At 74.3% G+C, this 14,430-nt stretch carries 12 protein-coding genes; 6 read left to right on the top strand and 6 right to left on the bottom strand.

Annotation, left to right across the window (positions count from 1 at the left end):
- Nucleotides 1–22: 22 nt before the first annotated feature.
- The 3 genes from ACFYXV_RS20635 to ACFYXV_RS20625 all read right to left on the bottom strand — a co-directional run bounded on the left by ACFYXV_RS20635 (nucleotide 23) and on the right by ACFYXV_RS20625 (nucleotide 4,537).
- Nucleotides 23–1,333: a hypothetical protein gene (locus ACFYXV_RS20635; RefSeq protein WP_389383776.1), complete on the bottom strand. Its 1,311-nt coding sequence runs from the start codon at nucleotides 1,331–1,333 to the stop codon at nucleotides 23–25.
- A gap of 157 nt (nucleotides 1,334–1,490) precedes the next feature.
- A complete protein-coding gene (locus ACFYXV_RS20630; protein ID WP_389383775.1) occupies nucleotides 1,491–2,321 on the bottom strand; it encodes a hypothetical protein in 831 nt (276 codons plus the stop codon).
- A gap of 116 nt (nucleotides 2,322–2,437) precedes the next feature.
- Complete coding sequence (locus ACFYXV_RS20625; RefSeq protein WP_389383706.1) at nucleotides 2,438–4,537, bottom strand: right-handed parallel beta-helix repeat-containing protein; 2,100 nt, start codon at nucleotides 4,535–4,537, stop codon at nucleotides 2,438–2,440.
- 152 nt (nucleotides 4,538–4,689) lie between these two features.
- Between ACFYXV_RS20625 and hmgA the strand changes: the two genes are divergently transcribed.
- Nucleotides 4,690–6,012 (top strand): homogentisate 1,2-dioxygenase, encoded by a 1,323-nt coding sequence (hmgA, locus tag ACFYXV_RS20620; RefSeq protein WP_383341310.1) that lies wholly within the window; start codon nucleotides 4,690–4,692, stop codon nucleotides 6,010–6,012.
- A gap of 95 nt (nucleotides 6,013–6,107) precedes the next feature.
- A complete protein-coding gene (locus ACFYXV_RS20615) occupies nucleotides 6,108–6,857 on the top strand; it encodes a GntR family transcriptional regulator (protein WP_366102313.1) in 750 nt (249 codons plus the stop codon).
- Between the two features lie 128 nt (nucleotides 6,858–6,985).
- On the opposite strand, the gene ACFYXV_RS20610 is transcribed toward ACFYXV_RS20615, so the two are convergent.
- A complete protein-coding gene (locus tag ACFYXV_RS20610) occupies nucleotides 6,986–7,144 on the bottom strand; it encodes a hypothetical protein (RefSeq protein ID WP_385469611.1) in 159 nt (52 codons plus the stop codon).
- 132 nt (nucleotides 7,145–7,276) lie between these two features.
- Here ACFYXV_RS20610 and ACFYXV_RS20605 point away from each other — a divergent pair, with 132 nt between their 5' ends.
- Nucleotides 7,277–8,404, top strand: coding sequence for a type ISP restriction/modification enzyme (locus ACFYXV_RS20605; protein ID WP_389383774.1), 1,128 nt, complete (start codon nucleotides 7,277–7,279; stop codon nucleotides 8,402–8,404).
- Nucleotides 8,405–8,464: 60 nt separating this feature from the next.
- Nucleotides 8,465–9,727 (top strand): CaiB/BaiF CoA transferase family protein, encoded by a 1,263-nt coding sequence (locus ACFYXV_RS20600; RefSeq protein WP_389383705.1) that lies wholly within the window; start codon nucleotides 8,465–8,467, stop codon nucleotides 9,725–9,727.
- Nucleotides 9,728–9,762: 35 nt separating this feature from the next.
- Here the strand turns inward: ACFYXV_RS20600 and ACFYXV_RS20595 are convergent, their stop codons facing one another.
- Complete coding sequence (locus ACFYXV_RS20595) at nucleotides 9,763–10,032, bottom strand: hypothetical protein (RefSeq protein WP_266876723.1); 270 nt, start codon at nucleotides 10,030–10,032, stop codon at nucleotides 9,763–9,765.
- A 453-nt stretch (nucleotides 10,033–10,485) separates the two neighbouring features.
- On the opposite strand from ACFYXV_RS20595, the gene ACFYXV_RS20590 reads away from it, so the two are divergent.
- A complete protein-coding gene (locus tag ACFYXV_RS20590) occupies nucleotides 10,486–12,258 on the top strand; it encodes a protein kinase (protein WP_389383773.1) in 1,773 nt (590 codons plus the stop codon).
- A 15-nt stretch (nucleotides 12,259–12,273) separates the two neighbouring features.
- On the opposite strand, the gene ACFYXV_RS20585 is transcribed toward ACFYXV_RS20590, so the two are convergent.
- A complete protein-coding gene (locus tag ACFYXV_RS20585; protein WP_385469665.1) occupies nucleotides 12,274–13,077 on the bottom strand; it encodes an SGNH/GDSL hydrolase family protein in 804 nt (267 codons plus the stop codon).
- A gap of 231 nt (nucleotides 13,078–13,308) precedes the next feature.
- Here ACFYXV_RS20585 and ACFYXV_RS20580 point away from each other — a divergent pair, with 231 nt between their 5' ends.
- Complete coding sequence (locus ACFYXV_RS20580; RefSeq protein ID WP_383350283.1) at nucleotides 13,309–14,409, top strand: DUF5925 domain-containing protein; 1,101 nt, start codon at nucleotides 13,309–13,311, stop codon at nucleotides 14,407–14,409.
- Nucleotides 14,410–14,430 lie beyond the last annotated feature (21 nt).

The raw sequence follows: 14,430 nt of genomic DNA, 5'->3' as shown, positions 1-14,430 counted from the left end.
GCTCCTCGGTTGGGCAGTGGTCTCAGTTCAGCAGGAGGCCGATGCCCCCGATCGTGTAAGTGATCATGAGCGCGAGCAGCGGCAGCTGGCCGGCGACGGCCCTGGCGGGCGGGAAGAGGCGTACGGAGCGGTCGTGGGCGGCGATCACGCCGAGTACGTGGCCGGTGACGACGGCGATGACCTGGAGGGCGGCGAGAGCGCCGGGACCCAGTGGTGGCAAGGGTTCAGGGGCGTTGTCAGTGCCGAGTGCGATGGTTACCGTACGTGGTCCTTCGGTGACGAGGAGGGAGAAGTAGTGGGCGACGAGATAGCCGAGCGCGATCGGCACGAGTGAGTGCGCGAAGGCCGTCAGCGGGCCCGGGTGCGGGCCGCAGACGAGGCGGGTGGCCGCCGCGCAGAGGCAGTACAGGGTGGCGACGAGGGCGATGGCGGTCAGCAGTCCGAGCGTGGCCGTGGGGGTGCGGCCGAGGGGGGAGGTCTGGAGGGTGTTGATCCACGAAGGGTCGTCGGAGTAGCCGTCGTAGGCGGTGGAGCCGAGCAGGACGCAGACGGTGGCGACGAGTCCGGGCCGCTCGGGCGTCGCGTCGAGTCCGTGGAAGGGGTTGCGCAGGACCAGGCGGCCGTCGCTGCGGCGGCCGAGGGGGGAGAGCCGGGCCAGGAGGGAGGAGTACGCCTCGAAGGCGTCGGCGTCGGCGAACCAGCGCTCGCCGTAGCGGGCGGCGAACGCGAGGTGGACCGCGGCGTAGAGGGCGAGGGCGGGCAGGAGGGCGGTGGTGGATGCGGGATCCGGAGCGGCGAGTTCGAGCCAGGTGAAGCCGAACAGCCCGGCTGCGGCGGGCCATTGCCCGAGCCGGGCGGGAAGGGGGGCGGGTGCGTGGTGCCGCCGGCGGGCGCGGGGCAGCCGGCGGCAGAGGCGGTGGAGGGTGCGGAGCGGGTTGAGCAGGCGCCAGACGGGGCCGAGGAGGAGGGAGGCGGGGACGAGGCCGACCCAGAGGAGGACGTAGACGGCGCCGGGGGCGGGGTTGCGCGCGGGGTCGTCGGGACCGAGGAGCAGGCAGAGCAGGAGGGCGAGGGCGGCGGCGAGGCCGAGTCCGCGCAGGGCGGTACGGGTGGCCGGCGCGTCGGCCACCCGCTCCAGGCCGGCGGGCAGGGCGGCGCCTGACCGCTCGCCGCGGAAGCGGGAGGAGGACCAGAGGAGGGCGAGCGCGAGGAAGGAGACGAACAGTGCGGCGAAGGCACCGGCGAAGGCGTAGAAGGGAGAGATCGGCAGATCGTGCCGGGAGCCGATCCCGTGCGCGAGCGTGGTGAGCGGACCGGCCGGACCAGGGACCACGCCCCGGCCGCCGCCACCACCGCCCGCGACGGGCCCGAGCCCGAGTGCGCCCGCGACAGGCCCGAGCCCGAGTGCGCCCGCGACGGGCCCGAGCCCGAGTGCGCCCGGGGTCATGACGGCCCGTCCGCCGCGGGGGCGCCCCCCGGTCCGGGCGGGGTCATCGGACGAGGAGCTGGGTCAGGACGAGGTGGGACCCGTGGGTCTCGACCTCGAAGAGTCCCGTACGGTCGGCCGTCAGGACCAGGGTGGCCTCCTGGCCCGCCGGCAGGGCGAGTTCCTTGTCGTAGCCGTGGACGTGCAGGGTGTCCGCGCGGTCGCTGGTGACGCGCAGGGCGACGCGCTCCCCGCGCCGCAGCTCGGTGCGGCCCGGGGCGGGGGTGACCTTGCCGTCCCGGACGGTGAGGGTGACCGTGCGGTCGGCGGGAGCCGGCGACGGCGACGGCGACGAGGGCGCCCACGGCGGGGTGTGGCTGTGCCCTGCCTGGCCGGGGGCCGCCGCGGAGGCGGTGAGCTCCAGCGTGCCCTCGATCGCCTTGCCGGCGACGGCCCAGGCCGTGTGGTCGTCGGCGTAGAGGCGAACGGTCAGGGTGTGGGCGCCCTCGGGCACTTGGGCCGCCGGGAGGTGGAACCAGGGGCCGTACAGCCGGGCCAGCTTGCGGCCGTCGAGCTCCAGGTGCGCGTGGCCGGCGCCCGGGAGGGCGGCCCCGCCGGTGCTGTCGGGGGTGAAGCGGAAGTTCTTCACCGTCAGCTGGAGGTTCCAGCCGTCCTCGGAGTCGGGGCGGGCGGTGAGCCGCACCTCCGGCGCGCCCTGGGCCGGGACCTCGCGGAGCCGGTGGCCGGTGGGGTCCTGGGCATCGAGCAGGGTGCCGACGCCGCCGGTGGCCTGCTCGTGGCTGGTGCCGGGCTTGTGGTGGGTGGTGGCCCGGCCGCCGCAGCCCGCGGCCGCGCCACCGGCCAGCAGGAGGGCGACGCCGAGCAGTGCCGCGATGCGGGCGGCCCGGCCCCGCCCGCGGGCCGCGCGGGGGTGCGCGCCGCCGCCGTGGCGCCGGGCCCTGCTCTCGGAGCGGTCGTTGGGCACGGTCACGATCGGCCTCCTGTGGGTCGTCATGCCGGGGTCGGGCGGGGGGCCGGGTGCGGGGCCGGGACGGGGTCCGGCGGGGTGGGGTCGGCCGGGGCGGGGTCGGGCGGCGGGGCGGTGGGGCGGGCCGAGGCGACGACTGCCCAGAGGGTCCAGATCACGGCTGCCACGGCGCGGAACCAGGCGGGGCTCAGGGGGGTCCAGGGGATCATCAGGATCGCCTTGTCGAAGGCGTCGAGGAGGGTGAGGGCCGCCAGGAGCAGGGTCAGCCGTGCCAGCCAGGGGCGGGTGGGCCGCAGGACGAGGCCCGCGCCCGTCCACCACAGGCCCAGCAGGAGCAGCGCCAGGGCCGGTACGGCGGTGTGCACGAGCGGCATCGTGGAGCCCGCCACGTCCAGGGCCAGCCCGGCCAGGCCGAGCAGCGAGGCCGCCGTCCCCAGGCGGGACCCGCGCAGCCGGCGCCACCACAGCACCCCGCCGACGAGGAGCAGCACCGCCGCCACCGCCAGCGCGATCTGGGTCTCGACCCGCTCCAGGCCGCGCGCGCCGTACCAGTCGCAGCCCGCGGGCAGCTTGCGCGCCTGGACGCTGTAGTCGGCGCAGACGAGGAGCTGGGCCAGCTTCACCGGCTCGCCGACCAGCCGCGAGGAGGCGCCGGACACCTCGCCGCGGCGGTCGCCGCAGTGCGGGAGCGTGCCCGGGGTGGAGCCGTCCGGTCCGGGCTGCCAGCAGTTCCCCCTGCCCTGCCCGTCCCACCACACGTCCATCCCGTTGGGGCGGGACGCCCCGGACTTGTCCTTGCCGAGGACGTTGGCGGCGTAGCGGTTGTGGTGGGAGGTGTCCGTCTGCTTCGACCACTCCTCCTCGCCGCGGATGAACGCCGGGACCGCGGAGAGGAAGAAGCCCGCGCGCCGGTGCCCGTACACCCAGTTGTTCTCGTACACGTTCCAGTTGCCGCCCGCCGTGATGATCCCCGTGCCCGGCGGCATGGAGATCTGCGGGCAGACCACCCCCTGCTCGTAGCCTCGCTCGACCGGCGGCTTGGCACAGGTGCCGTCGGCGACGTACCCGTAGTAGTCGGCGTTGTTGTCGTGGATCAGGTTCCGCTCGAACTTGGCGTGGTTCTGCGGGAGTCCGGGGTGCCCGGGGAAGGCGCTGTCCATCGAGGCGCCGCCCATGTTCGCGTCGAACTCGTTGTCGTGGACCCAGACGGAGTCCCCCGCCGTCCCGGAGTAGCCGACCATGTTGTGGTGGCTGTGGCAGCCGGTGATCTCGATCGAGTAGCGCGGGACCTCGTAGCCCCGGCCGTCGTTGATGTTCGAGGCGCTGCCCGGGTAGATGCCGGAGTCGCCGTTCCCGTACGACTCGCAGTTCTTGTACAGCCCGTGGTCGCTGGCGAAGGTCAGGAAGCCGTACTCGTCGTTCCAGCGGGTCAGGACGTCGTCGATGACGAACCCGTCGCCCGCGAGCACGTACAGCGAGTTGAAGGTGGTCCGCTGCGCGGTGAAGTTGTGGAAGTAGATGCCGTTGGACTGGTCGGCGCGGATGGCGTTCAGCTTCTGGTACTTGGCGTCGATGACGACGTCCTGGCGGCTCGCGCCCGTGCCCTCGATCTGCAGATCCTTCTTGCCGAGGATCGCGACGAGGTTCTGGTTGTGCCGGCACCGCACCTGCTGCTCGTACGACAGGATCTGGTAGCCCAGCGCGGAGTCGGGGGCCTTCAGCGCGGCGCACTCCCCCGCCGGCTTCGGCAGTGAGGGCTCCTCCTCGTACAGGCCGGGGAGGATCGCGATGTTCATCCCGGGCCGGTCCACGGCGTCCACGGCTTCCTGGAGGTGCCGGTAGCCGCTCTTCCCGCACCGCTCGTACAGGGCGAGGTTGCGCTGCCGGAGCTCCTCCGGGAAGGCGGATATGCGGCGCTCGAAGGCGGGCCGGTCGGTCTTGCAGACCAGGAGGTCGGGCTCGGCCTTCCGGTACTGCGGTACGGACCCGGAGCCGTCCGGCAGGGTCACGGGGCGCTCCTCGTGCGCGCGGGCGGCGGGCGCGGCGGCGAAGAGGGACAGGAGCGCGAGGAGGGCGGCGAGGAGCGCCGCCGGCACGGCAGGGAACCTGCGGGTCCACGACATGCGCGTGAGAGTAGAGCAATGTTCATCTTTTTGGAGCCCCTGCGACCGCGCGAAATCGAGAGCGCGAAGTCAAGGGCGCCATTGACGGGCGGGCCCCGGAATCCTACTGTCGACCATAGGATTCCTTCGACCGTCACAGAGCGGGAGCACCCATGAGCGAGCAGGCCGAGCAGGCGAGGAAGACGGCGGAGGCATTGGAGTACCTCACCGGCTTCGGCAACGAGCACAGCTCGGAGGCCGTCCCCGGCGCCCTGCCGCCCGGTCGCAACTCGCCCCAGCGCGCCCCCCTCGGCCTCTACGCGGAGCAGCTCAGCGGCAGCGCCTTCACCGAGCCCCGCAGTCACAACCGCCGCTCCTGGCTCTACCGGATCCGCCCCTCCGCGGCCCACCCGCCCTTCACCCGGACGGACAACGGCGCCCTGCGGTCCGCGCCCTTCACCGAGGCCCCCGCGGACCCCAACCGGCTCCGCTGGAACCCGCTGCCCGACGCCGCCCCCGGCACCGACTTCCTGGCGGGCCTGTGGACCCTGGGCGGCAACGGCGACGCCACCCAGCGCAGCGGCATGGCCATCCACCTCTACTCCGCCAACGCCTCCATGACCGACCGGGTGTTCAGCGACTCCGACGGCGAGCTGCTCATCGTCCCCGAGCGCGGCGGCCTGCTGCTGCGCACCGAGCTCGGCCTGCTCAGCGCGGGCCCCGGCGAGGTGGCCCTCATCCCGCGCGGCGTCCGCTTCCGCGTGGAGCTGCTGGACGAGGACGCCCGCGGGTACGTCTGCGAGAACTACGGCCGCCCCTTCGAGCTGCCCGACCTCGGCCCCATCGGCGCCAACGGCCTCGCCGCCGCGCGCGACTTCCGCGCGCCGGTGGCCGCGTACGAGGACGTCGAGCGCCCCACCGAGGTGGTCAACAAGTTCTGCGGCAACCTCTGGTCCGCCACCTACGACCACTCCCCGCTGGACGTGGTCGCCTGGTACGGCACGCACACCCCGTACGTGTACGACCTGCGCCGCTTCAACGTCCTCGGCTCCATCAGCTACGACCACCCCGACCCGTCGATCTTCACCGTGCTGACCTCGCCCTCCGACACCCCGGGGCTGGCGGGCGTGGACTTCGTGGTCTTCGCCCCGCGCTGGCTGGTCGGCGAGGACACCTTCCGCCCGCCGTACTTCCACCGGAACGTCATGAGCGAGTACATGGGCCTGATCGAGGGCGCCTACGACGCCAAGGCGGAAGGCTTCGTCCCCGGCGGCGGCTCGCTGCACAACATGATGTCCGCGCACGGGCCGGACCGGGGGACCTTCGACAAGGCGAGCGCCGCCGAGCTGAAGCCGCAGAAGATCGACGACGGCCTGGCCTTCATGTTCGAGACGCGCTGGCCGATCACCGCCACCCCCCAGGCGGCCGGCGCCGACCACCTCCAGCGCGGATACGACGACGTCTGGCAGGGGCTCCAGCGCCACTTCCGCGCCTAATATCGCCCCGTGGGCGCGCAAGGCGCGCACCCCGGAACACGCGGCACACGGCACGCGCCGCGCGCCCCACGCCCCGTCCGTACGGAGAACCACCCGTGACCGCCTTCGCCCCCGACTCGCTCGTGCTCAACCGGAAGCTGCCGCTCTGGTACCAGGTGTCGCAGTCGCTGCGCGCCTCGATACTGGGGCGCACCCCGGACGCCTCGCTGCGCCTGCCCACCGAGGAGCAGCTCGCCGAGCACTACGGGGTGAGCGTGCTGACCATGCGCCAGGCGCTCAAGGAGCTGGAGGGCGAGGGGCTGATCAGCCGCCACCGGCGGCGCGGCACGTTCATCGAGCCGGGTGCGCGGCGCGGGGCGCCGGTACGGCTGCTGGGCTCGGTCGATGCGATCGTGGCGCAGCAGTCAGGCGATCGCACGACGATTCTCGGCCATGCGCGGACGGCCGTGTCCGGGGAGCTGCTGGAGCACTTCCCGGACACGGCCGAGGTGGTCACGTACCGCCGGCTGCGCCATGACGGCGAGAGCGGCGAGCCGACGAACTGGGCGGAGAACGCGGTCCGACCGGAGCTCGCGGAGTCGGTGGACCTGGCCGATCTGGCGCGCTGGCCGATGACCAAGGTGCTGCGTGACGTGGTGGGCGTGAAGATCAGCCGGATCACGGACACGGTCGAGGCGCGGCTGGCCGACCCGGAGACGGCAGAGCTGCTCCAGGTACCGCTGCTCAGCCCGATCCTGCACTACACGGGCGTGACGTACGACGAGGACGGGCGGGTCGTGGACGTGGCGCGGATCCGCTACCGCGGTGACCGGTTCTCGTTCACGGTGACGGTCGACGCCACCTGAGCGACGGTCGACACCACCTGAGCGACGGTCGACACCACCGGGGCGACGGTCGACGCCTGCCGGGCGGCGGTCGACGCCACCTGGGCCCGGCGCGCCGGGCAGCACCCCCGGGCGGGGTCTGCGGGGGCCTACTCCTCGTCCGTGCCGCGCTCGCCCTCCGCCTGCGACGGCGTGGTCCGCATCGTCTCGGGGTGGTGGTGCTGGATCTTCTCCTTCTCGTCCATGTCCTCGTCGAGCCGCTCGCCCTCCGCCTGCGACGGAGTCGTGTATTCGTCGTAATGACTCATGTCCGCTCCTCGACATCGACACATACCCACACATAGGGAGCGTAGCTCTTCGGTCCCGCCCCAGCCCGGCCGCCGCCTCCCGTCGCTACCATCTGCCGGGTGAGCGAAGACGTACCGCTGCTGGACGACCTGATGCCCTGGGCCGTGGGCGCCCTGCGCCTGGGCCGGGCCTGGGTGGCGGCCCCCGGCCCCGCGGCCCTGCGCGCCCGCTGGGCGGCACTGACCGGCGCCGAAGGCACCGAGCGGGACCGGCTGTTCCGCCCGACGAGGAGCCGTACGCCCACCACCGGCGCGGCCGCCCTGCCCGGTCAGCGCTCGCCGTCGACCGCCCGTTTCGCCGATGCGCCGGGCCCCTGCCCGGAGCCCGTGCGGGTGCTGCGCGATCCCTTCGACGAGCAGTGGCTGCTGCCCGACCAGCGGCTCATCGACCTGGCCCGCCCGGAGCTGTGGCGGGTCCTCGACGAACACCAGCTCTTCGCCGTCGAGACCCCGGAGCTGCTGGTCACCGCCCGCCTCCCGGTCGGCCGCCTGGGCCGGATCCGACCCCTCCACCGGCGCCCCGGCGGAGCCGAACCCAATCTGGCGCCGGGCCTGCTGCCCCTGCTGGGCGAGCGCTACGGCGGCTGGGTGACCCCGCAGGACGTGCTGTGCTGGATCCTCGCGGCGGGCCGCCCCGGCCCCCGGGGGTACGAGGTCCCGCTCACCGGGGACCCCGGCCGCTGGCGGGCCGGGCTGGAGCTGGGGCACCGGCTGCTCACCGTCCAGCTGCGCGGCGGTCCCGGCGCCGAGCCGCCCCGGCTGCCCGGCGGGCGGCGCCCGTACGTCCGCTCGGCGGTCCAGGCCTGGCCGGAGGGGCTCGAGTACGACCCGGAGACCGAGACCCTGAGCCTGGGGACCGGGACGGTCTCCCCCGTGCCGCCGGGCGCCTGGGCGTACGAGGTCCAGGGCGGCATCCGGGTCCTGGAGGCCTGGTTCGCGGCCCGCACCGCCCACCGGGCACCCGGGGCCGACGGGCTGGAGGCGATCGGACCGGCCGAATGGCCGCAGGCCTGGACCTCGGAGCTGCCGGCGCTGGTGACCACCCTGGCGCTCCTGGCCGATCTGGCCCCGGAGCGGGCCGCGTTCTCCCCCGGAGCGCCGCTGCCGGCCGCCGAGCTGGCGGCGGCCGGGGTGCTGCCGCCGCCGCGCTGGTCCCGCCGCCCGGCCTCCGTGCTGGACCACCACGAGGAGGGCCCGGGCGGCCAGTTCGCCCTGCTCTGACGGGTCCCGGCGCGCGAGGGCGTGGTGACAGACCGGGGTGCGAGCGGGTAGGCAGGCTCCATGACTGCCGACTCGCCCGCGCCCGCACCCGCGCCCGCACCCTCGCCCGTACCCGAGCGCCCCGCGCACCCCGTGGAACCGCCGCCGCTCGACGGGGTGACCGTCGTCGCCGTCGAACAGGCCGTCTCGGCCCCCTTCGCCACCCGCCAGCTCGCCGACCTCGGCGCCCGGGTGATCAAGGTCGAACGCCCCGACGGCGGCGATTTCGCGCGCGCCTACGACACCGCCGCGCACGGTCTCGCCTCGCATTTCGTCTGGGCCAACCGCGGCAAGGAGTCGATCGCGCTCGACCTGAAGGACCCGCGCGGCCTGGAGGTCCTGCACGGGCTGCTCGACGGGGCCGACGTGTTCGTCCAGAACCTCGCGCAGGGCGCCGCCGCCCGGCTCGGGCTCGACGCGGCCGCGCTGTGCGCGCGGTACCCGCGCCTGGTGGCCGTCGACATCTCCGGGTACGGGGCGAAGGGCCCGTACGCCCACAAGCGCGCCTACGACATGCTCGTGCAGTGCGAGGCGGGGCTGGTCTCGGTGACCGGCACCCCGGAGCAGCCCGTCAAGGCGGGCATCCCGGCCGCTGACATCGCCGCGGCCATGTACGCCTTCTCCGGGGTCCTCGCGGCCCTGCTGCGCCGCGGGGCCACCGGGCGCGGGGGCCCGGTCGAGGTCTCGATGCTCGACGCGCTGGCCGAATGGATGGGCCACCCCCTGCACCACACGATGCACGGCGGGGAGCAGCCGTTGCGCACGGGCCTGGCGCACGCCGTCATCGCCCCCTACGACGCCTACCCGACCGCGGACGGGGACCGGGTGCTGCTCTCGGTTCAGAACGACCGCGAGTGGCGGCGGCTGGCCGAACAGGTCCTGGAGCGGCCCGAGTTGGCCGATGATCCGGCGTACGCGACGAACGCGGCGCGCACCCGGGGCCGGGAGAAGACCGACGCCGTGGTCGCCGAGGCGCTGGCCGGGCTCGGCGCGGACGAGGCGATCGCGCGGCTGGAGGCGGCGGGCATCGCCTGCGCACGGCTGAACTCGGTGGCGCAGCTGGCGCACCACCCCCAGCTCGCGGCGCGGGACCGCTGGCGCGAGGTGGGATCACCGGCGGGTCCGCTGCGGGCGCTGCTGCCGCCGATCGGACTGCCGGGGGGCGCGGCACCGCACATGGGTGCGGTGCCCGCGCTCGGCGAACACACCGAGGCCCTGCTGCGCGCCCTGGGGATGACGGGCGCGCAGATCACGACACTGCGCCGGGATGGTGTGGTTGCGTAGGGCCGGGGCGAAACCAATGACGGTCGGGGACGTTGTTACGAACGGCGGCTGCCGAAGAGCGTGCGACGCAGACGGCGCAGCGGGGCGAAGAGCGAGACGCGCGCGCTCCTGCTCCGCAGGCGGTGCGTGTGGTCGCGGGACGTCAGTTCGCGCATGAGGAGCGTCGCCTCGGCCGCCTCGCGGTGGGGGACGGCGGGTCCGCCCAGCACGGCGAGGTGGCGGTCGAGGCGCGAACTCGTCGCACCGCTGCCGCAGGTGATGGCAGGCACGCGAGGCGGCCTGCTGCGCATTGCTATCTGTTCCATGATCTCTCCCCACCCGTACGAGGGCACCCGGCCCGGGCAGGGTAACCCTATCGTCCCCGCGTCGTGCTCGGGTATCCCGGTGGTGTGAATTACCCCTATGGGGCTGGGGAGTTGACGGTTACTCAGCGGAGTCGACCGTCACTCTCCGCAAGGGATGCGGGGCTTCGAGGGCGCGCGGAGGGCGCTTCGGGGCGTCTTCGCAGGGGGCTTCGCGGAGTCCCGGTGGCAAATCCGCGGGCCCCGGCCGCCTCCTCCGCCGCCGCCCCCGCCCCGGGCACCCCCGCCGCGGTCAACCCCGCCGCGGCCCACCGCCGCCGCGGCCACCCCCGCCCCCGCGACAGGCCCGCGCGCGAGTCGCCGCGCGGACCGGGGTCGCGACGCGCCTCCTGCGCTAACTTGGAGTGACCGCCCGCCGACACACGGACACGCCTGGGGGCTCGCGTGAGTGACAGCATGGGTGAACCGGGCGGGGAATCCGCCCCGGGCCGTGTCATCGCGGGCCGCTACGTGCTCCTCGACCAGCTCGGCCGCGGCGGCATGGGCACCGTGTGGCGGGCCCGCGACCAGGTGCTGGGCCGCGAGGTGGCCGTCAAGGAGGTGCGTCCCCCGGCCGGACTGGACGGCGCCGAGATCGGACGGATGTACCGGCGGCTCGAACGGGAGGCCTGGGCGGCGGCCCGCGTCTCGCACCGCGGGGTGGTCACGGTCTACGACGTGGCCACCGAGGACGGCCGGCCGTGGATCGTGATGGAGCTCGTCCGCGGGCTCTCGCTGGCAGACGTACTGGAGGCCGACGGTCCCCTCACCCCGCAGCGGGCCGCGCACTTCGGGGACCAGGTGCTGGCCGCGCTGCGCTCCGCGCACGAGGCCGGGGTGCTGCACCGGGACGTCAAGCCCGCCAACGTGCTCATCGGCAACGACGGCCGGGTGGTGCTGAGCGATTTCGGGATCGCCAGCCTGGAGGGCTCCTCCGCGATCACCATGACGGGCGAGGTGGTGGGCTCCCCCGAGTACCTCGCGCCGGAGCGGGCGCTCGGGCGCGACCCGGGCCCCGAGTCGGACCTGTGGTCGCTCGGGGTGATGCTGTACGCCGCCGTCGAGGGGGTCACGCCCTTCCGGCACGACACCCCGCTGTCCACCCTGCGGGCGGTGGTGGACGACGAACTGCCGCCGCCGCACCGGGCCGGCCCGCTGACGCCCGTACTGGAGGGGCTGCTGCGCAAGGATCCGGCGGAGCGGCTGCCCGCGGCGGAGGCGGCCCGGATGCTGCGGATCGTCGGGGCGGGCGGGATCCTGCGGGGCTCCGGCGGGGCGGTGTCGGGCCCGGACTCCCCGACGGCCACGGCCCGCCACCGGCACGGCGGCCGCGCGGACGGAGCGACCCCGCCGATGCCCGTGCCGATGCCGGCGCCTTCTCCGGTGCCCGCTCCGGCCGGGCACGGCGGGCCCGGCGGGCCCGGCGGCGGGGCACCGGCGCGCGAGGGGCGGGCCGGGGCGGTGCTGACCGCCGGCATCGTGGTGCTGCTGCTGGCCATCGTCTTCCTGGGGTGGCTGTTGCTCAAGGACCGCGAGGAGCCGGGCGGGACCGGGGGCACCGGTACCACGGCACCGGCCACCGCCTCCTCGGCAGCGTCCGAGAGCGCCTCCGCCTCGGAGCAGCCGTCCCCGTCCCCCTCCCCTTCGGCCTCGGCGTCCGCTTCGCCGTCGGTCACGCCGGCGCCGCGGTTCGCCGTGGCGGTGCGCGCCGTACGGAAGGACTACCGCGGGACGTGCCCGCCGCCCGAGGACCTGGCGCCGGCCTTCACGGCGACGGTCGAGGCGGACCGTACCCCCGCCGTGCTGGAGTACCGCTGGGCGACGCGCAGCGGGGTCACCTCCGAACCCGGCTGGCAGTCCGTCATGTACGAGGAGGGCGGCTCCCGGAGCCGGCAGCTGGACCACACCGAGCTCACGTACTACCCGAACGCGACCTTCACGGACGCGGTCCGGCTGGAGCTGCGGGGAGCCGAGCCGACGGCCTCGGAGTGGGTGGAGTTCTCCGTGACCTGCGAGGACGAGGGAGGGGAGGGGGAGACCCCGCCGGCCGGCGCCTCCCCCTCCCCCGGTACGAGCGCCACGCCGGCCCCGGTGACGGCGGGTCCGGTGTCCGCGGCCCCCGAGTCACCGGAGGCACAGGCCCCGGACCCGGCGACGGAGGCGGCCGGCCCGGAAGCCGCCGCCTCGTGACCGCTTGCGGACCGGTCAGGCGGCGTTGGTGAACACCGGCAGGTAGCCGCCGGACTGTCCGGCGGCCGTGGGGTGGTAGGACTCCCCGATGTTGAGCCAGTTGACGCTGTGCAGCCACGCATCGCCGGAGCAGATCTCGTGGCCGGTGAAGGCGCCGGCGACCGAGGCGAAGGTGAACCCGTGGTTGGCGGCGCGTTTGGCGATGGCGGCGTTCAGGTAGTCGGCCGCGCCGTTGATGGCGGTGCGCTCCCCCTCGGTGAGGCCGGTGACGCAGTTTCCGTTGAGCTTGTAGAAGCGGGGATAGCCGAGGACGACGACGTGGGCGCCGGGCGCCCGGCCGTGGATCGCGTCGTAGACCTGGTCGAGCTGGCCGGGGAGGGTGGAGTCGACGTACGCCTTGGCCTGGTTGACGCGGTTGACGCAGGTGGACTCGGACTGGAGCACACAGGTCGTCATGACGTCGGAGAAACCGGCGTCGTTGCCGCCGATGGTGATGCTGACCAGGTCGGTTCCGGAGTTCAGCGGGGAGAGCTGGCCGGAGAGGACGTCACCCGTACGGGCGCCCGAGCAGGCGGCGAAGGAGAAGGTCTGCGGTGCGTGGGCGGCGGCCCACAGGGCCGGGTAGGCGCGGGTGGTGCGCTTGCAGTTGCCGCTCCCGCTGTCGTAGTTGCCGGCGCCGACGCCGGAGGAGTACGAGTCGCCGAGGGCGACGTAGCCGAAGTCGGCCGTGGCGGCGGCCGCCTGTCCCGCGCCGAACAGGGCGGCGCCCGCGGCGAGTAACAGGGAGGAGGTCAGGGCGGCGAAGCGCGACGTCTTCATGCTCATGTGTGCGGCTCCTTGTGGGGGGAGGTACACGGGGGTTACTCGGGAGTTACTCCTGAGTCCGTGGTACTGGGAGCCGGGCATGGCCGGAAGTGTTCATGCCAAGAATTTTCAGCGCGGAGTTGTGCCCCGAACCTTCACCACCGGCGCGTTTGAAGAGGGAACCCGGCCACCCGATCCGGCGAAACACGGGTGCACGAGGCCACTTCGTGCCGGATCATGGGCGCCATGCCAGCCAACCCGCATGACGCGCTGCCGATCCGGCTCAATGTCGACGACAGCGATTCACCGTCTGACGTCGTGGACGCGCTGTTCCTCGGCCGGTTCGCTTCCGGCGAGCAGCCCTACTCGCACAGCGTCACGATCGAGCGGGTGAAGGCGGAGGCGACCCTGCTGCCGCCCGAGGCCACGGTGCTGCGCTCCGCGCGCGACTCCGACCGCAGCGCCACGCTCGCCGAGGGCGAGGGCTGGACGATGCTCGTCTCCCGCTGGAGCCGCGGGGCGGACGTGACGGTGACGGCGGTCAGCGACGAACTGGCCTCCAGCGTGCTCGGCGAGGCCACGGAGGGGGTGCAGGACGAGCCCGAACCGCAGCCGGAGAACGTCACGATGGGCTTCTGGTACGTCTCCCCGCGCCGCGGCCCGTACCGGACGACCCGCCAGATCGCCGCCGGGACCTGGGCGGAGGTGCGGCCCAACTACACGGCTCCGGTGGCCGGGGCGATGGACCGGCTGATGAAGGTGACCCCGGACGACATCGCGGGCCGGCTGCTCCTGCTGCACGGGCCACCGGGCACGGGCAAGACCTCGGCGCTGCGGACGCTGGCCCGGTCGTGGCGGGACTGGTGCCAGGTGGACTGCGTCCTGGACCCGGAGCGCCTGTTCAACGACGTGGGCTACCTGATGGACATCGCGATCGGCGAGGACGAGGGCACGGCGAAGGGCCGCTGGCGGCTGCTCCTCCTGGAGGACTGCGACGAGCTCATCCGCGGCGAGGCCCGGCACACGGCCGGCCAGGCGCTGTCGCGGCTGCTGAACCTGACGGACGGTCTGCTGGGCCAGGGCCGCAACGTCCTGGTCGGGGTCACCACGAACGAGGACCTGGAGCGGCTCCACCCGGCGGTGGTCCGGCCGGGCCGCTGCCTGGCCCGCATCGAGGTGGGCCGGCTGACGCACGGCGAGGCGGTGGACTGGCTGGGCACGGACGAGGGCGTGTCGCGCGAGGGCGCCACGCTGGCCGAACTGTTCGCGCTGCGGCGGGGGTCCGGCCCCGCGTCGCTGCTGCCGCCGCAGGGCCAGCACGGTGCGGAGCCGGGCCTGTACCTGTGACCGCCCCGGCGGGCGGGGCGC

Origin of the sequence: Streptomyces sp. NPDC002181 (assembly GCF_042890485.1) — a bacterium.
Classification (GTDB): Bacteria; Actinomycetota; Actinomycetes; order Streptomycetales; family Streptomycetaceae; genus Streptomyces.
Note: the sequence above shows the minus strand (reverse complement) of the source record. Positions and strands in the feature narration are given on the sequence as shown.

Excerpts from the sequence above, each read along its gene's own strand:
- ACFYXV_RS20625 (WP_389383706.1), bottom strand. The coding sequence starts at position 4,537 with ATGTCGTGGACCCGCAGGTTCCCTGCCGTGCCGGCGGCGCTCCTCGCC.
- hmgA (WP_383341310.1), top strand. The coding sequence starts at position 4,690 with ATGAGCGAGCAGGCCGAGCAGGCGAGGAAGACGGCGGAGGCATTGGAG.
- ACFYXV_RS20610 (WP_385469611.1), bottom strand. The coding sequence starts at position 7,144 with ATGAGTCATTACGACGAATACACGACTCCGTCGCAGGCGGAGGGCGAG.
- ACFYXV_RS20605 (WP_389383774.1), top strand. The coding sequence starts at position 7,277 with ATGCCCTGGGCCGTGGGCGCCCTGCGCCTGGGCCGGGCCTGGGTGGCG.
- ACFYXV_RS20600 (WP_389383705.1), top strand. The coding sequence starts at position 8,465 with ATGACTGCCGACTCGCCCGCGCCCGCACCCGCGCCCGCACCCTCGCCC.
- ACFYXV_RS20595 (WP_266876723.1), bottom strand. The coding sequence starts at position 10,032 with ATGGAACAGATAGCAATGCGCAGCAGGCCGCCTCGCGTGCCTGCCATC.
- ACFYXV_RS20590 (WP_389383773.1), top strand. The coding sequence starts at position 10,486 with ATGGGTGAACCGGGCGGGGAATCCGCCCCGGGCCGTGTCATCGCGGGC.
- ACFYXV_RS20585 (WP_385469665.1), bottom strand. The coding sequence starts at position 13,077 with ATGAAGACGTCGCGCTTCGCCGCCCTGACCTCCTCCCTGTTACTCGCC.
- ACFYXV_RS20580 (WP_383350283.1), top strand. The coding sequence starts at position 13,309 with ATGCCAGCCAACCCGCATGACGCGCTGCCGATCCGGCTCAATGTCGAC.